This is a genomic window from Hymenobacter sp. HSC-4F20 (genome assembly GCF_019599275.1).
Classification (GTDB): domain Bacteria; phylum Bacteroidota; class Bacteroidia; order Cytophagales; family Hymenobacteraceae; genus Hymenobacter.
Map to the genome: position 1 here is coordinate 91,057 of NZ_JAHZTD010000004.1, position 21,404 is coordinate 112,460.

The window sequence follows — 21,404 nt, forward strand, 5'->3', positions numbered from 1 at the left end:
TATTCTGATTTGTAGTACTTTACTTTTATTTCGTGGCCGAAACTAGTTTGCCCCCCGGAGGCCTTACCCGCTCGCAAAGCGTCCTGCTCACGGCCCTGCACGTGCTGCTGCTCACGGCGCTGGGCTCTGCCCTCTACAACTTTGGCATCATCCGCTACCTGCCTTCTGCCGCTACCCTCGACCGCTGGGACGTGTACTGGTACGAGCAGATTGCCCGGGAAGGCTACTCCTACTCCACTACCAGCACCAGCAACGTAGCCTTCTTCCCCCTGTTTCCGTACTTCTGGCGCCTCAGCGGGCTTGACCGGCTGGGCATCGGCCTGGTTAACGCCGGGCTCTTTCTGGCCGCGTTTACCTGGCTGACTCACCAGCTGCAGGTACCCGCCCGGCTTAGGCTGCTGCTGGCCTCCACGCCCTCCCTGCTGTTCATGCTCGTGCCCTACACCGAGGCCCTGTTCTTCGTGTTTGCCACCCTGCTGGTGCTAGGGCTGCGGCAGCAGCGGCTGGGCTGGTGGTTTTTGGGTTTGCTGGGCTGCGGGCTGACTCGCTCGGCCAGCACCATGTTCACCCCGGCCCTGCTCTTTATGGTGCTGCTCTGGGCCGCCCAGCCCGGCCAGGCCCGCACGGCCTTGCGCTGGGGCGCGGTGGGGCTGCTGGCCCTCGGGCTGTCGGTGGGGGTGGTGGCTACCGTGCAGTGGCAGCAGGTAGGCGAGCCGTTTGCCTTTGCCCTGGCGCAGCGCTTCTGGGGCCACTTTCTACAGATGCCCGTCTTCCCGCTCACCGACCCCTCCGGCATCAACGTGCTCTGGCTCGATGCCCTGGCCCTGTGGCTGGGCGTGGCGGCGGTGGGCGTGTGCTGCGGACTGGCCTGGCGCTGGCTGCAGCAGGTGCGCGGCGGTGCCGTGGCAGCGGCGCTGCCCCCGGAGGTGGTGTTTGCTCTGGGCTACTGCGTAAGTGTGTTCCTGTTCATTCTGCTTTACCAGGCCGGCAGCGTCTGGAACATCGGGCGCTACATTTTTACTACGCCGTTTTTTGTGGTGCTGGTGGCCTATTTGAGTTCCCGGCCGGCCTGGCCCTGGCGGCGCTACCTGCTGCTAGCAGCCGCCTCTATGCTGCTCTGGCAGGCATTTGGGGCGTACACCCTCGACTTCGATACCTACACTACTGCGCAGGCCCTCTGGTACTTTGGCCTCGTGACGGCCTACTTGCTGGCCTACCTGGCGTGGCGGCAGCTGCGCTGGCAGGCTGAAGTAACGATGCTGCTCTACGTCTTCAACATGGTGATGCTGTTCCACCTGCTAGAAGGGTTTCTCCAGTTCTACGTGGTGCAGTAGGGGAAACGGTGAATGAGTGATGGAGGGAAATGTGTCAGGGCGAGCATGTGGCGCATTAAGCCGGTATCGACACCATTCTTCCGTTGTGCCCAAGCTTGCTACCCCGACAAGCCCTTACCCAGCACGGATGGAAAGAAGCTAGTCACCCTCGAAGGGGTAGCCTGGGGTCGGGAAGGATGGCGTCGTCGTGCTTTCCCGCCCTGATACGCCTCGCTCCTTTACTCAAGCACTCATTCACTATTTTTGCTACCCATGACCTTCGAACCCACCCTCGATTTTGCCCGCCAGCTGGATGCCCAGGACCCACTGCGCGACTTCCGCCAGCAGTTCCTGATTCCGCCCGCCCCGAATGGGCAGGAAAGCCTCTATTTCTGCGGTAACTCCCTGGGCCTGCAGCCCCGCACGGCCCGCGCCGCGGCCGAGCAGCAGTTTCAGAACTGGCAGGAACTGGCCGTTGAGGGGCATTTCCGCGGCGAGACGCCCTGGATGCACTTTCACCAGCGCCTGGAGGCGGCCTCGGCCCGCATTGTGGGAGCCAAGCCCGTGGAGGTGGTCGTGATGAACAACCTCACTACCAACCTGCACCTGCTGCTCATTTCCTTCTACCAGCCCACTGCTACCCGCTACAAGGTGCTGATGGAAGGCGGCGCTTTCCCCTCCGACCAGTATGCCCTGGAAACTCAGGTGCGCATGCGCGGCCTCGACCCCGACGAGGCCCTGGTGGAGCTGACGCCCCGCCCCGGTGAGCATACCCTGCGCACCGAGGACATTCTGGCTAAAATTGAGGAGCTGGGCGACTCGCTCTGCACCGTGCTCATGGGCGGCATCAACTACTACACCGGGCAAGTGTACGATATGGCCGCTATTACCCAAGCGGGGCACGCCGTAGGTGCTATGGTGGGCTTCGACCTGGCCCACGCTGCTGGCAATATCCCGCTGCACCTGCACGACTGGGACGTGGATTTTGCCTGCTGGTGTTCCTATAAATACCTGAACTCCGGCCCCGGCGGCGTATCCGGCGCTTTCGTGCACGAGCGGTTTGCTGACCGGCCCGACTTGGTGCGCCTGGCCGGCTGGTGGGGCTACGACGATAAGGAGCGCTTCAAGATGAAAAAAGGCTTCCGGCCCATGCGCGGGGCCGCCGGCTGGCAGCTTTCCAACGGTGCCATCCTGACCATGGCCGTGCACGAGGCAGCGCTGGCCATCCACGAAGCCGCTGGCGGCATGGCGGCCCTGCGCCAGAAAAGCGAGCGGCTGACGGGCTACCTGGAGTTTCTCATCACCCGCCTGGCGCTGCCCAAAACGCGCCTCGAAATCATTACGCCGGCCGACCCCACCCAGCGCGGGTGCCAGCTGTCCTTGCTGGTGCACCAGCAAGGGCGCGAGTTGTTCGAGCACCTGATGAGCGTGGGCGTTATCGGCGACTGGCGGGAGCCCAACGTGATTCGGCTGGCTCCCGTGCCCCTCTACAACACCTTCGAGGACGTGTACCGGGTCGGGGAGGTGCTGGCCGAGTGGGCCGGCCGGCAGGGGTAGGAGCTAATAGAATATTGGCCCCGGCGGAAAGTTTTTCGCTGGCCGGGGCTGTTCTGCGTAAAGAAAAACAGCGGCGTAGCTGTTTCTTGTTTCTGACTTACCTATCTGTTACTCATGGCCGAAGACTTCGCGGCAAAAATGGGCCGTAAAACCGACGCCGAACTGCTTCTCTACCTGCAGAACCGCGCCGAATACCAGGAGCAGGCCGTGCTGGCTGCCCTGGAGGAGGCGGAGCGCCGGCAGGTGCTGCCCGCGGGCCTGGATGCGGCCCGGCTGCGGGCCGAGCTGGGGCCGGTAGTAGCGCAGCAGCAAGCCGATGAGGCCCAGCGGTACACGGAAGCTCAGGCCGCCGAGGTAACCGCCGACGAGCCGGGCCCCCGCCTGTATTCGCCCGTTACCATCACCCTGTTTTCAGTTTTTTTCTCGATGCTGGCGGGTGGAGCCTTGCTGGCTATCAACTTCCGGACGCTGCACCGGAAAGGAGCCATTGGGCGGCTTATTCTGTTTATCATCGGCTATCTGGTGCTGGTGGGCCTGCTCATGGGACCCCTCGTGCGGGCCGGCATGGTCATGCTGCTGCTGTTTGCCGAGTTGCCCGCCATTATCGCCTACAACTTGTGGTTCTGGCCGCGCTACGTGGGCGTGTACCACTACCAGAGCCGGGGCTGGCTGCTGCCCTTCCTGATTTGCTCCGTCCTGCGCTTTGGGCTGATGTTGCTGCTGGCACCCTTCCTGTCCCAGCAGCTGGAGGCCCTGAAACAGGCCATGTAACGCGGTATGAGCCAAGGTGCTCTTGGTTCCGCGGGCCTACCCTGAGGTAGGCCAGAAGCGTAGGAATGTATGCCTCTACTACCTATTCTGTTGCCGGATGCGGAACTGCTCTTCGATCCGGAGTTTCTGCCCCTTGCCGAAGCGCAGGAACTGCTCGAGGAGTTGACCAATTCACTTGCCTGGCAGCAGGAGGCCATTAAATTGTTCGGGCGCTCCGTGCTGCAGCCCCGCCTCACGGCCTGGTATGGCGACCCAGGGGCCAGCTACCAGTACTCCGGCCTGCGGCTGGAGCCGCTGCCCTGGACGCCTGCGCTGCTCCGCCTGCGCCAGCGGGTAGAAGAGGCCACTGGCACATTCTTCAATAGCGTACTGCTCAACCTCTACCGCACAGGTCAGGATAGCATGGGCTGGCACGCCGACGATGAGCCGGAACTCGGACCCGCTCCCGTTATTGCTTCCGTTACGCTGGGCGCAACTCGCAATTTTCGCCTCAAGCCCCGCGACCCCCACCGCCTGCCACACGCCCCCTTCAGCCTGCCCCTGACGGCTGGCAGCCTGCTGCTCATGCGGGGGGCCACCCAACAGCACTGGCTGCACGCCCTGCCCAAAACGGCGCGGCCTGTTGGCCCTCGTCTTAACCTTACCTTCCGGCAAATAACTAGGTAGCCAGCCCGGTATTGCGCTTTCCTGGCTGCCCCTAAACACGACGAGCCCTTCACCTCCGGGGCGGAGGGAAGGGCTCGTCTGGGTAGTGAGTTTTCCTACCAGAAGGAAAGGCGGCAGAATTCCTTCCGGCTCTGTTAACTCACAAAGCGCAGGCTTTATTGTGGGGCTACTTCACATCTACCCGCAAGCCCAGGTAGGCGAGGCGGCCAATCTGGGGCCCACCGAATACCTGCACGTTGTTGGCGTTGAAGGCGTAGGATACGCCCGCCTGGAAGGTACTGCCCAACTTCGGCACAGCGTAGCCCAGGTAGGCATCGGTGGTGCTGTAGTCGCGGATGGTACCCACGGCGAAGGGCATTTCCTGCAGGTGGCCTTGCACCCAGCGGTAGGTTACGGAGTAGCTCAGGTTGCCGGCCTGGCCGTTGGCGCCTATGTTGTACTTGTGCTTGGGGGTGTTGAAGTAGGTGTGGAAGCCGTCGGGCAAGTAAAAGGGTGACAAACCTACCACTGCGCTACGCACTACTGTGGAGCTTTTCGCTGAACCGCGTATTCTTCAGTATCAACGGCCAGCCTGGCAAAGCCAGTGCTACCAGATAGTGCCCCAGAGAAAAAATATTCCGATAATGGGATAATCGTTCAGGCTTGGTTTGCGCCCGCTGGGTAGGCATTATGGGGTAGGCTGCTGCCTCTTTGCCGGCCGGCAATTTGGCCACGAGGGGAAGTTAGTACCGTATATCGGACGGACCGTAGAGAAAAAGACAATCCTCATCGCCCAGCAGATACCCGCCGTACTTCAGGGTGGGTAGTACGGTGCGCGCTACCGTGCTGGTAGCCGGGGGGCTAGCTGAGTGGTACGTACTTTTGGGCCGCGTGTGGGAATGAGTAGGTACGAAGCGTACCCAACGCCGCGCGGGTGCCCGGTGGTGGCAACGGGGGGAGCAAGACATGAGAAGAGCGGAAAGCCAGCGCGAAAGGCTGGTCAGTTGGGCCAAGAAAATCGTTTAATAGTCCAAATAAAGAGCGGGGTCAGCGTCTATGCTGGGTATTCCGTTCAACTACTACCTGCTGCCAGTTCAACCAATTCCTTTTGCCGGTCAATCGATGCCAACGGAATCGGTTACTTTCGCTGCTTGCTCTGCTGTTTTCTCACCGCCTTTCCTCGCGCGCCCCTATGGCCACTGCTGCTGCTGCTCTCATTTCTGAATCCGAAACGCTTACTGTCATGGGAGGCGGGCTAGTAGGGTCCCTGCTAGCGCTGTACCTGGCCCGGCACGGCCATTCCGTTGAGATGTTCGAGCGCCGCCCCGACATCCGGCAGGCCGGTCCGGTGGAGGCCCGCTCTATCAATCTGGCGTTGTCGGACCGCGGCTGGCGAGCCCTGGAAGGAGTCGGTATTGCCGATTCCGTGCGCGACGTAGCCATTGCCATGCACGGCCGCATGATGCACGACGCGCAGGGCCAACTGACCTACCAAGCCTACGGGCAGGCGGGGCAGTCCATCTATTCCGTGTCACGGGCTGGCCTCAACCGGCGGATGCTGGATCTGGTGGAACAAAGCTCCCGGATTCGGGTAGCATTCAACCAGCACTGCCAGCGCGTACACCTGCGTGAGCAAACGGTGGAAGTGCTGGATACCGAATCGGGCCAGGTGCGCACCGTGCCGTTTCAGCGCCTGTTTGGGGTCGATGGCGCCTACTCGGCTGTGCGTGGGGCCCTGCAGCGCACTGACCGGTTCAACTATTCTCAGCACTACCTCAACTATGGGTACAAAGAGCTGACCATTGCGGCGGCCCCCGGCGGGCAATGGGCCCTGGAGAAACACGCCCTGCACATCTGGCCCCGGGGCCAGTACATGATGATTGCCCTGCCCAACCTCGACGGCTCGTTTAACTGCACCTTATTCTTCCCCTTCGAAGGCCCCGTATCATTCGAGGCCCTGCAGACCCCAGCGCAGGTACGGGCTTTCTTCGAGGAAGTATTCCCGGATGCCGTGCCCCTGATGCCCGAGCTGGAAACCGAGTTTTTCGAGAACCCCACCAGCTCCCTGGTTACGGTGCGCTGCTACCCCTGGACCTATCAGGATGCGGTGCTGCTGCTCGGCGACGCGGCCCACGCTATTGTGCCATTTTACGGACAGGGCATGAACGCGGGCTTCGAGGACTGCACCGTCCTCCACGAGCTGCTCACCCGCCACGGCCACGACTGGACGGCCATCTTTCAGGAGTTTCAGCGGGTGCGCAAGCCTAACGCGGATGCCATGGCCGATCTGGCGGTGTACAACTTCGAGGAAATGCGCGACCGGGTGGCTGACCCCCGGTTTCTGCTCCAGAAGAAAATCGAAAGTAAAATCTCGGCTCAGTACCCCGATAAGTGGCTACCTCTGTACTCCCAGGTAACGTTTTCGCACTTGCCCTACGCCGAGGCCTGGGCCAACGGGCAGCAGCAGGACCAGATTATGCAGCGCCTGATGCCGCATATTCATTCCGAAGCCGACTATCAGCTCCCGAAAGTGCAACGGCTGGTGGCCGAGGAGATGGCCCGCCGCGCTTGAGTAGGACCATTTTGTAGCTTTTGGGAGAGTTCCGAAGCTATTCGGTGGGAAAAGAGCTGTCCTAAAATGAGAAAAGCTATGGGTACCCCGAGCGGAGGTAGCTCGAAAAGCAAAGCGCCCGGCGTGCGCCCGGTTTGGTAACCCGCGGTTTGTCCAAAAACGGGACAATAGGTTTTGTACAATATAATTAACTTGATTACCTACCATAAGTACAGTAGCTTAGCTACTCGGTAAGCCGCCAAATTCCTTGTTCAGTAGGTAGATAGTTGCCATTCTGGCGGGGCTGCGGCTCACGTTCTTCTTTCTTTCCCCGCTCTGTATGGCTACTGCCCCTGTTCTGACTTGTGCTATCATTGATGACGAAGAAATCAATCGGCTGACGCTGGAACACTATATTTCCCTCACGGACTCTCTGCAATTGGTGACCTCTCTGGACGATGCCCTCCAGGGGCTGAACTACTTCCGAGCCGGTAACCGGGTAGATGTGTTGTTCCTGGATGTGCAGATGCCCCAGCTCAACGGGCTGGACCTGCTGCGCGTACTCTCCGATCCGCCCATCGTTATCCTGACCACGGCTCACGAGGATTTTGCCGTCGATGCCTTCGACCTGCGCGTGACCGACTACCTGGTGAAGCCTTTTGACTACGCGCGCTTCAGCCGGGCGGTGCAGCGGGCCTTGCAGCAGCACACGGCTCCCGTAGCCGCGGCTGCCGGGCCGGCTGCGGCCCCCGCTCCACCGGATAACGACTTGTTTGTCAAGGTAAACAACAAGATGGTGCGCATCAACTTCGATGAGGTGCTCTACATCGAAGCGTTGTCGGACTACGTTATCATCGTTACCGATAAGCAGAAGTACATCGTGTATACCACCATGAAGGCCCTGGACGCGCGCCTGCCCTTCGACCACTTCGTGCGCGTGCACCGTTCCTACATCCTGAACATGCGCCGCATTGAGGCCATTGAGGACGGTGCCGCCGTAGTACCTGGCGGCCACCACGTGCCCATCGGCAAATCGTACCAAGAGGCCTTTTTTCGCAAGCTGAACCGTATTTAGGTACTTGGCTCCCACGCTACGCGCCTGCCTAACATCTTGCTTCCTAGTCTAGGCAAGGTGTTGGGCAGGCGCGTGGCGTAGAAGCGTTACTCAATGTGCGCGTTGCCAAGCTGCTCCACGGCCGTTTCCAGCAGGTCCGCCAGCTGTAGGGTCAGCGCGGGCAGGTCGTCGGGAGCCGGGGGCAGGGAGCCGGGGGAGAGGCGAGACAGGGGTTCCAGCGCGGCCACGGCCTGTTGTGTGCCTTGAATGCCAAGTAGTTGCAGGGAGGGCCTCAGCTTATGTACGACCATGCCGATGGTGAGCCAGTCGGCGGCCGCAGCGGCTTCCCGCAGCTGGGCCGTAGCCAGGGGCGTGTGCGTCCGGAAGGAGCCGATGACTTTTTGCATAAAGATGGTGCTGCCGTGAGCCGTGTCGCGGAGCCGGGCCAGGTCGAACACTGGCGGGCAGGTAGGCTCCGCCGGACTGGCTGCCGCAGAAGCTCCGGCGGCAGCCGGGGTAGGGCTTCCTTCACGCCGGGCCTCCAGCTCGTCGGCGGCCACGGGTCGTAGGTTGGCCTCCAGCTTCCGGAACATGTCATCCTCCTCGAAGGGTTTGGAGAGGTAATCCAGCCCGGCGGCGCGGTATATTTCGTCATCGGAGCGCATTACGTTGGCTGTCAGAGCAATAACAGGGGTAGCAGCCCGCAGCGGATCGGGGTGCTGGCGCAGGCGGCGGGTTACGTCGAGGCCGCTCATGCCCGGCATCTGGATGTCCATCAGCACGACATCGTAGAGGCGGGCCTCCAGCTGGGCAAGGGCTTCGTTGCCGTCGGAAGCCACGTGGGTTTCCACCTCCCAGCCTTCCAGAATCAGCATAGCCAGCTGCTGATTTACGGGGTGGTCTTCTACCAGCAGCACCCGCTTGCCGCGCAGCCGGCAGTAGTCGGGCGGCGGGAGTTGGGTGGGCTCGGGCAGGTGGGCCTGCTGGGCCTTGGGCAACGTGAGAGAGAAAAAGAACGAACTGCCCTTGTCCAGCTCACTTTCCACCCACATTTGTCCGCCCAGCTGCTGCACCAAGCTACGGCTGATGGTCAGCCCCAGGCCGGTACCCCCGAAACGGCGGGAAATATCGGCGTAAGCCTGGGAAAAGCTCTCGAAGATAGTTTCCTGCTTGTCGGGCGGAATGCCAATACCGGTGTCGAGCACCTGAAACTCCAGGGTCAGCTCCGTGCTGGTTTCGTGCAGCAGGCGTGAGGTAAGCGCTACCTCGCCGTGGGTAGTAAACTTTACGGCGTTGCTGAGCAGATTTAGTAGGATTTGGTTGATACGGCCCGGGTCGCCGATAACGGCGGGATGCGCCAGCGGCATCAGCTCCAGCCGGAAGCCGATACCTTTCTCCTCGGCCCGGAACGCCAGGCTTTGCACCGCATCCTGAATGGACTGGTTCAGGTCGAAGGCTACCTGTTCCAACTCCAGCTTGCCGGCCTCAATTTTGGCCACGTCCAGCACGTCGTTGATAACGGTAAGCAAGTGGCGGCCCGAGTTGCGCAGAATGCGCAGGTGCTCCTGCTGCGTGGGGGCCAGCGGCGTTTTGGCTAGCAGTCCGGCCATGCCCAGAATGCCATTGATGGGCGTGCGGATTTCGTGGCTCATATTGGCCAGGAAGTTTTCCTTGGCTCGGGCGGTGTTTTCGGCTTCCTCCTTGGCCCGGAGCAGTTCCCGCTCGGCCTGAATCCGCTCCGTAATTTCCTGGCCGTAGGCAATTACGTAGGGCAGCTCGCCGGGCTCCTCCACGCGGTAGTTGTTGTACATTAGATGGTGAGGCCGGCCATCAGGGCCACGTAGGGTCATCAGGCCGGTGAGTTCCTGCTGGTGGCGGGCCTGGTGAAGGTAGGTAGTTAGCTGCGGGTGCAGGTCCGGGGTGAGCACCTCGTGCAGCCGGCGCCCCACCAGTAGCTCAGGCACTACCCCCACCAGCTGGGAGGCGGCCGGGTTCACCGAGAGCAGTACGCCGTCCAGGTCATGGGTACAGATCAGCGCCTGCGAATAGTGCATCAGGTCGCGGTACTGCTTGGCCGTGCGCTCCAGCGTGTCGCCAGCCTGCTTTATCTCCGTGATGTCGGTGCTTACGCCCATCACGTTGATGCTGCCGTCGGCGCGGGGGAGGGGCCGCACCACCGTCTGGAACCAGCGCACGGTGCCGCTGAGCTGGGTGAACGAGCTTTCGTAGGCCAGCTCCTGGCCCGTGCGCAACACCTGCTGAATGCTTTGTTCGTGGGCCCAATTCTCCGTTGATACCGGGTCATCAGGGCTGGAGGAATCGGTAAAGCGGTGGCGGCCGGTGGCTATCAGCTCCTCAAAAGCCCGGTTGGAAAACTGAATGCGGCCCTGCGCATCACACACCCAGATAACAATGGGTGTAGTGTTCACGACCTGCTGCACAAAGTCCTGCTGCTCCTGTAGGCGGGCCTCGCTGCGCCGCACTTGCTCCTCGGCCTCGTGCCGCTCGGTAATGTCCAGGCCATACCCGATAACCATGCGCAGGCTGCCCTCGGGACCGAAGACAGGTTGCATGTGGCGGAGCGAGAGACGCGGGCCTTCGGAAGTAGTCAGGGTTTCTTCCCAGGCTACTACCCGGCGCTGCTGCACGGCCTGCTCGAAAATAGCCCGGCGGGTATGGGCCAGGTCCAGGGGACGCCCCCGGTGTTCGAGGTACTCGAAATCAGTGCGGCCAATAATCCATTCGCGCAGGCTCGCGTCGCGGATGGCCGCCGGGTTCACGAACTGGTAGCGGTGCTCGGTGTCGAAGACGGCCACGTCGGCGGGCAGCTGGTTGAGTACGGTTTCGTAGAATTCCTGCTGCTCCACCAGGCGCTTCTCCGCATCTTTCACCTGGGTAATGTCGGTGAAGTACAGGTTTACGTACTGATCGTGCACGAAGGGCACAATGGCCAGCTGAAAGCAGTGGTGGGCAAAGCCGATTTCGCTTTGGGTGGGCGTTCCGGCCGTCAGAGCCTGGGTAGCGGCCTGGTACAGCTGCTGGGCAAACTCCGGCTCAGTCCGCGGATCAAGGTATTCCTGACGCAGCTCTTCGGCGGCAGGGTTGGCGTAGAGCAGGCGCCCGTTGGCGTGCACTCGCAGCACGGGATTAGGGTTCTGCCCGGGTATGCGCGAGAGAGAATTCAGGTACTGTTCGGCCCGGCGGTTCTGGGTAACGTCGCGGAAGGAAAGCATGTAGCCGGCTGGCACCAAATCCTGGGGGCCACTAAGCGGAATAAAGTCCATTTCCAGCACCGTGCTGTCGCCGAGTTCCAGGTCTTCGCCCAGGGTCCGCTGGTTGGCCGAGCGCATGCTCTCCAGCCGCTGCCGGGTAACGTCCGGCCGGGCCGACTGGTTAATCAGGGCCTCCAGCACTGGCTCGGCTGGCTGCTCCTGCATACCAATAGCGCTTTCTTCCAGCCCGAACAGGTCGCAGAACTCCTGGTTGAGCAGCACTACGTTGCCGTTCTGGTGGGCCACCAGAACCGCTACCCGCAGGTTCTGGGTCAGGCGCGTGATGCTGCCCGTCAGGCGGCCCACTACCCGCTGGGTAGCGGCCAAGTGGCGGCGCAGGGCCTGAACTTGCTGTTCAGCAGCCAGTCGTTCCTGGCGCTCCTGAGCCAGCTGGTCGGCTAGGGCAGTCAGGTCGGGAGTAGGGGTGGGAGAAGACATAAAGCGGCAAAGTCAGAGCGAGTTGTAAAAGAACTACCTATCTGGCTGACAAGAGAGTACAGCCAACCGGCGGGAGTGCGGGTTGGTATAGGAAAGATAGGTAGGAATCGGGCTAGCTCAAGGCTACGCCGGCGCTCAATCCCAGCACCAGGCCTGCGCCCAGGGCCAGCCCAGCCCATACCTGCCCCGAGGTGTGTGCGTTCAGAGCTAGCCGGGCGCTACCCACGGCTCCAGCCAGCACAATTGTGCCCGCCAGCCACCACACGGTTTCCGGCTCAGCTTTCTGGCCCAGGTGCAACACGGCCAGCAGCCCCACGGCCCCGCCCATGCCCACGCCGTGAGCCGAAATTTTCCAGCGCAGGGTAATCAGAAAAGTAAGCCCCACGGCCAGCGTCATGCCGGTCATCATCTGCGGGAGCAACGGATCAAACAGCCCGGGGCGGCGCAACAGCCACGCTGCTGCCCCAAAGCTGACGGCGGCCAGTAGCAAAGGCCAGGCTCGTTGCTGGCGCAGCGGCATTTCCAACGAATCAACCACGCCAAACTTCAGGAGCACAATGGAGCCCAGGGTTGGCAGTATAAATGTGAAGCCCCCTACTACGGCCAGCACCAGCCACCGGTCGGGTGTGGGAGGAAGTACTACCACGCCAGGCAGCTGGTAGCACACCAGATAAAACAAATAAAATGGCACCAGCAGCGGATGGAATAGCGCTGAAAGGGCCATGGCGGGGCCACGCGTCACGAGTAAGCTTAAGAAAAGAGCAGGAGCAAAACGAAGGTATGGCAGCCCTGGGGTGGCAGGGGGCAGCTGCTGCTACTCCCCCGTAAAACCAGCAGAGCCCCCGAAGCTACGCTACGGGAGGCTCTGCTGGTTTTACGGGGGGCTGACAAGCTTATAACTCCTTTCGTAGGCGGGCTACCGGAATGTTGAGCTGCTCCCGGTATTTGGCCACTGTGCGGCGGGCAATGTTGTAGCCGCGGGCGTTGAGCATCTTCTCCAGCTTGTCATCGGAAAGCGGCTTATTTTTCTGCTCTCCCTCAATAATTTCCTTTAGAATGTGCTTTACCTCCCGGCTGGAGGCATCCTCGCCCGAGTCGGTGGCAATGCCCTCCGAGAAAAAGTACTTGAGCGGATAAATACCGAACTCCGTCTGCACCGATTTCGAGTTAGCTACCCGGCTGACGGTACTGATATCCATGCCGATTTCCTGGGCAATGTCCTTCAGAATCATGGGCCGCAGCTTGCTTTCGTCGCCCTCCTGGAAAAACTCGCTCTGGTAGCGGACAATAGCATCCATGGTGCGCAGCAGCGTGTTCTGCCGCTGCCGGATGGCATCAATAAACCACTTGGCCGAGTCCAGCTTCTGCTTCACGAAGGTCACGGCTTCCTTCATCTTTTTGTCTTTCTTCGAAGCCTTATCGTAGGCCCGGAACATTTCCGTGTAAGCCGGTGATACCCGCAGGTCCGGGGCGTTGCGCGAATTCAGGGTGAGGTTGAACTGGCCGTTGTCGTGGGTCAGAATAAAGTCCGGCACGATGTACTGCACCTTGCCCATGCCCACCGGTCCCGTGCCGCCGGGCTTAGGATTGAGCTTGAGGATCAGGGCAATAGCTTCTTTTAGCTCGTCGTCCTCCAGGTCCAGCTTCTGCTGAATACGGGGGTAGTGCTTCTTGGTAAATTCGTCGAAGGTTTCGGTCAGGATCTGCTCGGCGTGCTCGGTGGCCTCATCCTGGGGGCGGCGCTCCAGCTGCAGCAACAGGCACTCCTGCAGGTCGCGGGCCCCAATTCCGGGCGGGTCAAAGCTTTGAATGACGTGCAGCACGCCTTCAATCTCGGCCACCGATGCCTCAATGTTCTGCGAAAACGCCAGGTCGTTGGCAATGGCCGACAGGTCGCGGCGAATGTAGCCGTCCCCGTCAATAGAGCCAATCAGCTGGCGGCCAATGGCTTCCTGTTTTTCGTCGAGGCTGGCGAAGCCCAGCTGGTCGAGCAGGTTGTCCATCAGCGAGCCGCTGGTATCGGCCAGGGGCATTTCCCGGTCGTCCTCTTCCTCGCCGGGCCCGTCGCCCTGCATTTTATAGCCCGCTATTTCGTCGTCGTGGAGGTAGTCGCTCAAATCCAGGTCGTCACTTTCCGACGAGGATTCCTTGCTGTCGGCGGGCTCTTCCTTGGTGGGTAGCTCTATTTCGGGCTGCTCCTCGCTCTGGCCGGTATCGAAGTCCTCATCAAGGGTATTATCCGGGTTGTCAAACTCCGCGTCGGGGTCGTTGTCGAAGTCCTCGTCGCCGTCGTCGCCGGAGTCCTCGTCGCGGTCCTGCTCAAACTCGTCCTCGGGCTCGTCGCCTTCCTCCAGGGCCGGGTTTACTTCCAACTCTTCCTTAATGCGCGCCTCCAGCTCTGCCGTCGGAATTTGCAGCAGCTTAATAAATTGAATCTGTTGGGGCGACAGCTTCTGCGAGAGAAGCTGTTTCATGTCCAGTCGTTGCATACTCTAAAAACGCGTACGCCCCGCCGGTTTGGTAACGGGGTGGTTAGGCCAAATATAGACCTTTCTGTACTGGAGTTGAGGGGAAAATGTTGGGAGTTGCTCCGCCCGTCCTGGCGTCTTACTGCTGAGGAGCAACCGGCAGTACGAGTCCGGAAATCCTGCCCTGCCTACCCCAGTCAGGGCCTTCGGTACCCGGGCTGAGGCAGGGGCCGGCCAAGCGACGGCGGTAGGGTAAGGCCGCAGCCCTCAAAACCTCTACCTTTGCGCTTCTTAACGATTTACTTTTCAGAAGAACAACCTCCCGATGTCCGACCTCCGAAAAACCAGCGTGCAGGACCTGCTCCGCAGCACTGAGCTGGACCGCGAAGTGCTGGTGAAAGGCTGGGTGCGCACCCGCCGCGGCAACAAGTACGTGCAGTTTATTGCCGTGAATGACGGCTCCGGCTTTAATTCCATTCAGGTAGTTGCCAACGCTGAGCAGTTTCCGGAGGAGAAGTTGAAGGCGGACGGGGTGGAAAACGGCGCCGCCGTGCAAGTGCGCGGCCAGCTGGTAGCCTCCCAGGGCAAAGGGCAGTCGGTGGAAATTCAGGCCACCGAAATTACCGTGTACGGCTCGGCCGACCCGGCTACCTACCCCCTGCAAAAGAAAGGGCACTCCCTGGAGTTTCTGCGCGAAATTGCCCACCTGCGCCCGCGCACCAATACCTTCGGGGCAGTGCTGCGCATCCGGCATGCCATGGCTTTTGCCGTGCACCAGTTCTTCAACGACCGGGGCTTCTACTACGTGCACACGCCCATCATCACGGGTTCCGACGCTGAGGGTGCGGGGCAGATGTTCCGGGTAACCACGCTGCCCGACCAGAACCCGCCCCTGACCGAGGATAAGTCGACGGTGGACTACAAGCAGGATTTCTTCGGCAAGCAAACCAACCTAACGGTATCGGGGCAGCTGGAAGGCGAAATAGCCGCCATGGCCCTGGGTAAGGTGTATACCTTTGGCCCCACGTTTCGGGCCGAAAACTCCAACACGGCCCGTCACCTGGCCGAGTTCTGGATGATTGAGCCCGAGGTAGCCTTCAACGACTTGCAGGACAACATGGACCTGGCCGAGGACTTCCTCCGCTACTTGGTGCGCTATGCCCTCGATAATTGCCAGGACGACCTCCGCTTCCTCAACGACCAGTACGACAAGGAGCTTTTGAGCCGCCTGCAATTTGTAGTCGACAATGACTTTCAGCGCCTGAATTACACCGAGGCGGTGGAAATTCTGAAAGTGGCCAAGCAGAAGTTTGAGTTTCCCGTGGACTGGGGCACCGACTTGCAAAGTGAGCATGAGCGCTACCTCGTGGAAAAGCACTTCAAGAAGCCAGTTATCCTGACCAACTACCCCAAGGATATCAAGGCCTTCTACATGAAGCTCAACGACGACGATAAAACCGTACGGGCCATGGACGTGCTCTTCCCCGGCATCGGCGAAATTATCGGCGGCTCAGAGCGGGAGGAAAGCCTGGAGAAGCTCACCAAGCGCATGGCCGAAATGAACGTGCCCGAGCATGAGCTGTGGTGGTACCTGGAGCTACGCAAGTACGGCACCGCCCCCCACTCGGGCTTTGGCCTGGGCTTTGAGCGCCTCATCCTGTTCGTGACCGGCATGGCCAACATCCGCGACGTAATTCCTTTCCCCCGCTTCCCCAAAAGCGCCGAGTTTTAACCAGAATCTGCTTGGCTTTCAAGCACCAAGAGCGGCTCCTTCCCGGAGCCGCTCTTGCTTTATGCGGAGTCTGCACGCCCGGCTGACCTGGCAGCTAAGCTGGCTTTAGAAGCGGAAGTAGATGAAGGGGTTAAAGGAGCTGCCCACAATGTAGCCCATGCTCAAGAGCAGTAGCAGGGCCGTGACGGCGGTGAGCCCGGCGGCGGCCCGGGTGGAGAAATGCGAGGCGGCCAGCGTCCGGATTTCCCACCGCTCGATGCGGGGTAGCGCGGCCATGAAGGAGAAAAGGGCCGCGGCCGCCAACGTAAACCAGAACTCGCGGGTGTAGTAGGGCAGGCCCGCGGCAACATCGGCCCCCAGGCCCAGCATGCGGCTGACATATGCTAATGCGCCCGCCAGTGTCTCGGCCCGGAACAGCACCCAGCCAACTACCGTGATAAGGAAAGTAGGAATTATACTCAGGGCGCCCGCTCTGCGGTAAAGTCGCAGCAGAAACAGCCGGTCCAGCACCAGAAACAGGCCGTGGTAGGCTCCCCAGGCAATAAAATTCCAGGCTGCACCGTGCCAGAAGCCCGAGAGGATAAACACCGTCCAGAGGTTGACGTAGAGACGGGCGGGCTTCACGCGGTTACCGCCCAGCGGAATGTAAAGGTAGTCGCGCATCCAGCGGCCCAGCGTAATGTGCCACCGCTGCCAAAACTCCGTAATGCTGCGCGAGATATAGGGGTTATTAAAGTTTTCGGGAAACTGAAAGCCCATCAGCCGCCCCAGCCCGATGGCCATATCGGAGTAGCCAGAGAAGTCGAAATAAATCTGGAAAGTGTAGGCCACGGCCCCAAGCCAGGCCTGGGCTACCGGCAGTTGCTCGGGCGGCAGGTTGAAAATAGCATCGGCCTGCTCTCCTAGCAGGTTGGCAATGAGCACTTTCTTGGCTAGGCCCACCATAAACCGGAACAAGCCGGCCAGCTTCTGATCCACCGTGTCGAAGGCGGTGCGGTCGGTGAGCTGGTCAGCTATTTCGTGGAAGCGCACAATGGGCCCTGCTATCATCTTGGGAAACAGCATGATGTAGAGCAGGAAGTCCCAGAAACTGCGCAGCGGCTTGTTCACGCCGCGGTACACGTCGATGGTGTAGGTAAGCTTTTCAAAGGTGAAAAACGAAATGCCGATGGGCAGCACCACCTTCTCCCAAGTGAGGGCCGGACCGCCCACGGCCTGCCCCACGGCACTCACGTTTTCGAGAAAGAAGTTGGCATACTTGAAATAAAATAGCATTGCCACGTTCAGGACAATGCTCATAATCAAATAGATGCGCTTCTGCCAGTTCTGGGCCCGATCCATGAACCGAATCAGGACGAAGTTGATGACCACAGAGGCCAGAAACAGGGCTAAAAAGTTGAGCCCGCCCCACGCGTAAAACAGCAGGCTGGCTACCAGGGCTACGGCGTTTTTCAGCCGGGTAGGGGCCAGGAAGTAGGCTAGCAGAAAACCCGGCAGAAAATAAAATAGAAACAGCGTACTGCTAAAAACCATGCGCGGCAACGTAAGAATTCAGCACAAGGTAGTAAGCCGGCCAGTATTCTCGTAAGCACCAGATGCGCAAGCTCCGCACGTTGTTCCAAGACCAGTGCTGAAGCAAACCGGTGAGCAGTAGCCGGGCTAGCAGTAGTTGCGCAGCTCTTTGTCGTCTACGGCCACCAGGGCGTCGAGGCGCAGCTCAAAGCCGTCGGAGAGGCGCAGGTATTCTACTTTGTCCCGGATGAAAAGGTCTTGGATGGTGCCCCGGTACGTGCTCGGGGGCGTGTCCGGCTGGGTGCGGTACGTAAGGGTGCAGGGCTGGCCGGTAGTGGCCCGGGCTTCCAGCTCGTCGTAGAAGGAGCAGCTGATGGGGCGGTAGGCGGAGTCTGACATGGAGTAGGAAAAAGATGCCTTCTTCTTACGGCAAAACCGCCCGGACAGGTTAATGACCAGGGACGCTACGCCGCCAGGCGGTGCCCGTTTACGGCTACCAGCCAGTCGAGGCGCAACTCGCAGCCGCTGGCCAGGCATAGGTAGTCGACCTGCGCCCGCCGGAGTACACCCACTAGGCTGCCGCACACGCTGAACTCGGCGGAGGTGCCGGGCATCCGGTACACCAGCCGGCAATGCTGGTCGGGCCCAATCAGCTCTTGAAGCTCGGTGGGCAACCTGCAGGAAGCAAGGGGCTGAAAGGCAGACATAGCAGGCTGAACGAATTGAGCAGTAAAAAGATGTGCTAGTTCCTATGTTCTTACGATAAGACAATACAGTCTGGTTTGGCTACCGTAACTGCGGTGGGTTGCTTCCCTGCTCACCGCCGCCAGCCCGCGGCACCGGCTGGCTGGCAAAAGATGTCGTAGGCGCTGGCGCTGAAGCCACTATCAAAGGTGCGCAGGTTGTGCTGGGCAAAGAGCAGGAGCACTACCTGCTGCTGCAGTATCTCAGCGCGGCGGTCCAGGGGGCGCTCCACCGGCGGCCCTCCCGGCTGGGTGGGGTTGCCAGGGACCACGGCCTTGTTGTAGTACCAGTAGGGTACCGGACTGCTAAACAAACTGGGCAGGTAGGGGTAAAACCCGATCAGGCTCCAGCCAAAGCTATCGGCCACCAGCAGCAGCCGGGGCTTGCGTTGGCCGGGGGCCGGCGGGGCAAAGCGTACGCGGGGGTAAGCCATCTGAAAGGGAGCTGGCTGCACCAGCAGATTCAGGGCGCTGGCAATATCGGCGTCGGTGACGCGGGCGGTAGGCAGCACGTCGCGGCCTGTTACTGTGTAGGTAGGCAAGTGCAGGTGGCCGCGCTGGGCAATGTAGCGCAGCAGCGTGTCGGCGGCCAGGGTAATACCATAGCCGCTCCAGTGAATACCGCCCCGCGGGAACAGGGGGTAGGCGGCCGTGTCTTTCCACTGCTGAAAGAGGGCGGCCAAATCAACCAGGTTGATGCCCTGAGCGTGCATTTCGCGGGCGTAGGCGGCGTAGTTAGTTTGGCCGCGGGGCTGCTGCCGGAAATAGGCGGGGAGGTAGTCGGGGTAGAAACTGGCTTTATCGGGCGCAATGGCAAACACCAGCAAAATACGCCGGTGGGCCAGCGTATCCTGCACGGCCCGGAGCCGGCGCACGTTGCGGCGCACCTCGGGCCAGCCCCGAAAATCCTGCCCCAGATACGCACGGATGGGCTCCTGGGCAAACAGCATCCCTTCTTCTCCCACCAGCACGTCGCGGGCGTGCCCCGTGCGGAAAAGCGAGTACGCCAGCTGGTTGCGCAGCCGGATAAAGGCCCCCCGAAAGCCCACGTGCCCCGCCGCGTACTGCTCCAGGGCCGGTTGGTAACTGCCCCGCAGCAGGCTGTCAACCGTGAAAATAGGCCGGGGCGGCCTCACCCCGTAGCCCGCCAGCCCAGGAATAGGCACAAGCGTAAAGGCTGTTTGCAGCGCGGGCAGCACCAGGGCCGCCAGCAGCAGCCCCAGTAGTACGCGCTTAAGCGACGGAAAAGCAGCGGGCGTCACGGGCTAGGGGGTAAGGGGTAGGGCCACGGGCGCGGCCAAGGCGCCAGCTAGCTTACCGTTGCCGGTCGTATTCGGCGGCGGCTTGCTCGTGCAGGCGCTGGGTAAAGTGCTCCGGGTCCTTGGCCATTTCCTCCCAGTTAGCGTGCTCCGCTTTCTTTTTAGCCAGCGAATCGATGCGGGCGTTATCCAGGGCCGTGAGCGGGTGGTAGAGGTTGAACACCTGCTCCGTGAAGCCAAACTCCCGGGCCGTAAGGTTGTGCTCCGTCAGCAGCAGCACCACCACCTGGCGGGATTCCAGCTGCTGCCGCAGGTCGAGCTGCTCGCGCTTCACCCCGGGCTCCTCGTGCTGGTAAGAGTCGGGCAGAAACACGGTTTTGTTGTAGTACCAGAACCGGGAGGCCGGGGCAAAGGCGTGCTGCAGAAAGGGGGAGAAAAACATCAGACCCCACGCAAAACTGTCGCCTACCAGCAAGAGGTTCGGGCGCTTTTCGCCGGGCCGGGCGGGGGCAGGCCTCAGCCGCGGGTACACCGAAGCCGCCCCTTCCGGCGGGCTGAGCAGGTTCATGGGCTTGCTCAGGTCATCGTCAAAGCCGATCAGCGAGTCGGTGGTGATGCGCGGCGGCCCAATGGGGCGCAGGCGCGGCACGGGCGCGTGCACGAGGGCTTCCACCCGGCCCAGCAGGGTGTCGGCGGCGAGCTGGGCTCCGTAGGCGCTCCAGTGCGTGCCCCCCCACGGAAACAGGGGGTAGCGGGCCGTGTCTTTCCAGGCGAGAAACAGCGGGGTACAGTTGAGCAGTGCTACCTGCTGGCGCTGCATTTCGGCCATAAACCGCTCGTAGTTAGAGCCGCCCGGGCGCGGGCGCGGTAAATAGTCGGGCAGCAGTTCGGGCAGGTGGCGGGCCTTGTTGGGGGCCATAACAAATAACAGGGGAATGCCCCGGGCCGCTAAGTCTTGCTGCACCTGCCGCAGGCGCCGCACCCGAAAGGCTACCTCTTCCCGGCTGATGGTATCTACGCCGAGGTACGTATTTACCGGCTCGGGCTGAAAAATCATGCCCTGCCGGCCAATCATGGCGTAAGAGTAATGGGAAACCTGAAACAGGGAGTAGGCCAGCTGGTTGCGCACCTGAATAGCCCAGGTTCGTAGGCCCAGCCGGTCTTCCAGGTAACGCTCCAGCTCCGGTTGATAGCTGTTGGCTAGTAAGTTACCCGTACTGAAATTGGGATGAGGCGAGAGGCTGTAATTGCCTGCCAGCGCCGGCTCCGGCAGCACCCTGAATTTAGCCTGCAGGGCCGGCACGAGTAGGAGAAGCAGCAGCGTCCCCAGCAGTAGCAGCTTTACTTGGCGCATAGCAGCAAACGAGAAGCAGCGGGAAAAGCAGGCTGGCACCGGCCGCCCAGGTTTTGCCGCCGACAGGCCAGTAGGAAGCGAGGCGGAAGTAACAGATGGCTGAAAACCATGTAGTGCAACGTAAGCAGGCGGAATAAACGTCCCGAAAATACGGGTTTACCGGCTTACACAACGCGCACTGCCCCCGGCTTCCGGAGTCAGGAAACCGGGGGCAGTACCAGTTGGCCCTACGCGAGGCTACTGCTTGCCGTGGCCGTGGCCCTTGCCGTTGCCCTTGCCGGGGCCGCCGTAGCCCAGCTTTTTGGCCTGGCCGGGGGGTAAGCCCTTGCCATTTTCCAGGCGCTTTACTTGGCCCGGCGGCAGGCTGGCCGGGTATAACTGCCGGTGGCGGCCGATAAGCGTCCAGGGTTGGGCCCCCACGTAATCAATGACTACCGGGTGGAAGGAGTTGGTAGAATACCCGTTGAGCGTAGTTAGCCGCGCCCACTTACCGTCGCGCTGCACCAGGTAGCGCTGGTCGCGCAGGTCGTAGTAGCCCCCCACTTCCGGGATGTAGTAGTACCGGGTGCCAGCGGGGACGGCCGGACCCCAGGAGGGCGGGTTTACGTTGATGGTAACCTGCGCCTCAGCGGAAGGGGCAAGGCCCAGGAGGGAAAGCGCTAGCAAACCCGATAAAGCGAATTTGGGGAGAAGCGTCATGGGGTATGAAAGTTGGTGAACAGGGTAGGAACAGGA

17 protein-coding genes are annotated in these 21,404 nt (G+C 61.1%); 7 read left to right on the forward strand and 10 right to left on the reverse strand.

What is annotated here, in order from left to right; translation table 11 throughout:
* Window positions 1-32: 32 nt before the first annotated feature.
* The 4 genes from K3G63_RS19110 to K3G63_RS19125 all read left to right on the forward strand — a co-directional run bounded on the left by K3G63_RS19110 (window position 33) and on the right by K3G63_RS19125 (window position 4,307).
* Window positions 33-1,334, forward strand: a complete 1,302-nt coding sequence (locus K3G63_RS19110; RefSeq protein WP_220615738.1) for a hypothetical protein — start codon at window positions 33-35, stop codon at window positions 1,332-1,334.
* 252 nt (window positions 1,335-1,586) lie between these two features.
* On the forward strand, window positions 1,587-2,870 hold the full coding sequence (kynU, locus tag K3G63_RS19115) for a kynureninase (RefSeq protein WP_220615739.1): 1,284 nt from the start codon (window positions 1,587-1,589) through the stop codon (window positions 2,868-2,870).
* A 114-nt stretch (window positions 2,871-2,984) separates the two neighbouring features.
* The gene (locus K3G63_RS19120) at window positions 2,985-3,641 is read left to right on the forward strand and encodes a hypothetical protein (RefSeq protein ID WP_220615740.1); all 657 of its coding nucleotides are present in this window, start codon (window positions 2,985-2,987) and stop codon (window positions 3,639-3,641) included.
* A 69-nt stretch (window positions 3,642-3,710) separates the two neighbouring features.
* A complete protein-coding gene (locus K3G63_RS19125; protein ID WP_220615741.1) occupies window positions 3,711-4,307 on the forward strand; it encodes an alpha-ketoglutarate-dependent dioxygenase AlkB in 597 nt (198 codons plus the stop codon).
* Window positions 4,308-4,473: 166 nt separating this feature from the next.
* On the opposite strand, the gene K3G63_RS19130 is transcribed toward K3G63_RS19125, so the two are convergent.
* A complete protein-coding gene (locus K3G63_RS19130; RefSeq protein ID WP_220615742.1) occupies window positions 4,474-4,806 on the reverse strand; it encodes a hypothetical protein in 333 nt (110 codons plus the stop codon).
* A gap of 672 nt (window positions 4,807-5,478) precedes the next feature.
* Between K3G63_RS19130 and K3G63_RS19135 the strand changes: the two genes are divergently transcribed.
* On the forward strand, window positions 5,479-6,858 hold the full coding sequence (locus K3G63_RS19135; protein ID WP_220615743.1) for an NAD(P)/FAD-dependent oxidoreductase: 1,380 nt from the start codon (window positions 5,479-5,481) through the stop codon (window positions 6,856-6,858).
* A 319-nt stretch (window positions 6,859-7,177) separates the two neighbouring features.
* The gene (locus K3G63_RS19140) at window positions 7,178-7,912 is read left to right on the forward strand and encodes a LytTR family DNA-binding domain-containing protein (RefSeq protein ID WP_220615744.1); all 735 of its coding nucleotides are present in this window, start codon (window positions 7,178-7,180) and stop codon (window positions 7,910-7,912) included.
* Window positions 7,913-7,998: 86 nt separating this feature from the next.
* On the opposite strand, the gene K3G63_RS19145 is transcribed toward K3G63_RS19140, so the two are convergent.
* The 3 genes from K3G63_RS19145 to rpoN form a co-directional block, all read right to left on the reverse strand.
* Window positions 7,999-11,601, reverse strand: coding sequence for a PAS domain S-box protein (locus K3G63_RS19145; RefSeq protein WP_220615745.1), 3,603 nt, complete (start codon window positions 11,599-11,601; stop codon window positions 7,999-8,001).
* A 112-nt stretch (window positions 11,602-11,713) separates the two neighbouring features.
* Entirely contained in the window at window positions 11,714-12,325 is a 612-nt protein-coding gene (locus K3G63_RS19150; protein ID WP_220615746.1) for a hypothetical protein, read from the reverse strand.
* A 169-nt stretch (window positions 12,326-12,494) separates the two neighbouring features.
* On the reverse strand, window positions 12,495-14,090 hold the full coding sequence (gene rpoN / locus K3G63_RS19155) for an RNA polymerase factor sigma-54 (RefSeq protein ID WP_220615747.1): 1,596 nt from the start codon (window positions 14,088-14,090) through the stop codon (window positions 12,495-12,497).
* 304 nt (window positions 14,091-14,394) lie between these two features.
* Here rpoN and asnS point away from each other — a divergent pair, with 304 nt between their 5' ends.
* Window positions 14,395-15,801, forward strand: a complete 1,407-nt coding sequence (asnS, locus tag K3G63_RS19160; RefSeq protein WP_220615748.1) for an asparagine--tRNA ligase — start codon at window positions 14,395-14,397, stop codon at window positions 15,799-15,801.
* 105 nt (window positions 15,802-15,906) lie between these two features.
* Here asnS and K3G63_RS19165 read toward each other — a convergent pair whose 3' ends face one another.
* The 6 genes from K3G63_RS19165 to K3G63_RS19190 all read right to left on the reverse strand — a co-directional run bounded on the left by K3G63_RS19165 (window position 15,907) and on the right by K3G63_RS19190 (window position 21,368).
* Window positions 15,907-17,334 carry an MBOAT family protein gene (locus K3G63_RS19165; RefSeq protein ID WP_220615749.1) on the reverse strand — a complete coding sequence of 476 codons (1,428 nt, stop codon included), beginning with the start codon at window positions 17,332-17,334 and terminating at the stop codon, window positions 15,907-15,909.
* A gap of 126 nt (window positions 17,335-17,460) precedes the next feature.
* Window positions 17,461-17,712 (reverse strand): hypothetical protein, encoded by a 252-nt coding sequence (locus K3G63_RS19170; protein ID WP_220615750.1) that lies wholly within the window; start codon window positions 17,710-17,712, stop codon window positions 17,461-17,463.
* A gap of 65 nt (window positions 17,713-17,777) precedes the next feature.
* A complete protein-coding gene (locus K3G63_RS19175) occupies window positions 17,778-18,020 on the reverse strand; it encodes a hypothetical protein (RefSeq protein WP_220615751.1) in 243 nt (80 codons plus the stop codon).
* 110 nt (window positions 18,021-18,130) lie between these two features.
* Window positions 18,131-19,318 (reverse strand): alginate O-acetyltransferase AlgX-related protein, encoded by a 1,188-nt coding sequence (locus K3G63_RS19180; RefSeq protein ID WP_220615752.1) that lies wholly within the window; start codon window positions 19,316-19,318, stop codon window positions 18,131-18,133.
* 52 nt (window positions 19,319-19,370) lie between these two features.
* Complete coding sequence (locus tag K3G63_RS19185) at window positions 19,371-20,669, reverse strand: alginate O-acetyltransferase AlgX-related protein (RefSeq protein ID WP_220615753.1); 1,299 nt, start codon at window positions 20,667-20,669, stop codon at window positions 19,371-19,373.
* A 237-nt stretch (window positions 20,670-20,906) separates the two neighbouring features.
* Window positions 20,907-21,368 carry a hypothetical protein gene (locus K3G63_RS19190; protein ID WP_220615754.1) on the reverse strand — a complete coding sequence of 154 codons (462 nt, stop codon included), beginning with the start codon at window positions 21,366-21,368 and terminating at the stop codon, window positions 20,907-20,909.
* Window positions 21,369-21,404: the final 36 nt, after the last annotated feature.

Bases quoted from the DNA above. Each gene is read 5' to 3' on its own strand.
- kynU (WP_220615739.1), top strand. From the start codon at position 1,587: ATGACCTTCGAACCCACCCTCGATTTTGCCCGCCAGCTGGATGCCCAG.
- K3G63_RS19120 (WP_220615740.1), top strand. From the start codon at position 2,985: ATGGCCGAAGACTTCGCGGCAAAAATGGGCCGTAAAACCGACGCCGAA.
- K3G63_RS19125 (WP_220615741.1), top strand. From the start codon at position 3,711: ATGCCTCTACTACCTATTCTGTTGCCGGATGCGGAACTGCTCTTCGAT.
- K3G63_RS19135 (WP_220615743.1), top strand. From the start codon at position 5,479: ATGGCCACTGCTGCTGCTGCTCTCATTTCTGAATCCGAAACGCTTACT.
- K3G63_RS19140 (WP_220615744.1), top strand. From the start codon at position 7,178: ATGGCTACTGCCCCTGTTCTGACTTGTGCTATCATTGATGACGAAGAA.
- K3G63_RS19145 (WP_220615745.1), bottom strand. From the start codon at position 11,601: ATGTCTTCTCCCACCCCTACTCCCGACCTGACTGCCCTAGCCGACCAG.
- K3G63_RS19150 (WP_220615746.1), bottom strand. From the start codon at position 12,325: ATGGCCCTTTCAGCGCTATTCCATCCGCTGCTGGTGCCATTTTATTTG.
- rpoN (WP_220615747.1), bottom strand. From the start codon at position 14,090: ATGCAACGACTGGACATGAAACAGCTTCTCTCGCAGAAGCTGTCGCCC.
- asnS (WP_220615748.1), top strand. From the start codon at position 14,395: ATGTCCGACCTCCGAAAAACCAGCGTGCAGGACCTGCTCCGCAGCACT.
- K3G63_RS19165 (WP_220615749.1), bottom strand. From the start codon at position 17,334: ATGGTTTTTAGCAGTACGCTGTTTCTATTTTATTTTCTGCCGGGTTTT.
- K3G63_RS19170 (WP_220615750.1), bottom strand. From the start codon at position 17,712: ATGTCAGACTCCGCCTACCGCCCCATCAGCTGCTCCTTCTACGACGAG.
- K3G63_RS19175 (WP_220615751.1), bottom strand. From the start codon at position 18,020: ATGTCTGCCTTTCAGCCCCTTGCTTCCTGCAGGTTGCCCACCGAGCTT.
- K3G63_RS19185 (WP_220615753.1), bottom strand. From the start codon at position 20,669: ATGCGCCAAGTAAAGCTGCTACTGCTGGGGACGCTGCTGCTTCTCCTA.
- K3G63_RS19190 (WP_220615754.1), bottom strand. From the start codon at position 21,368: ATGACGCTTCTCCCCAAATTCGCTTTATCGGGTTTGCTAGCGCTTTCC.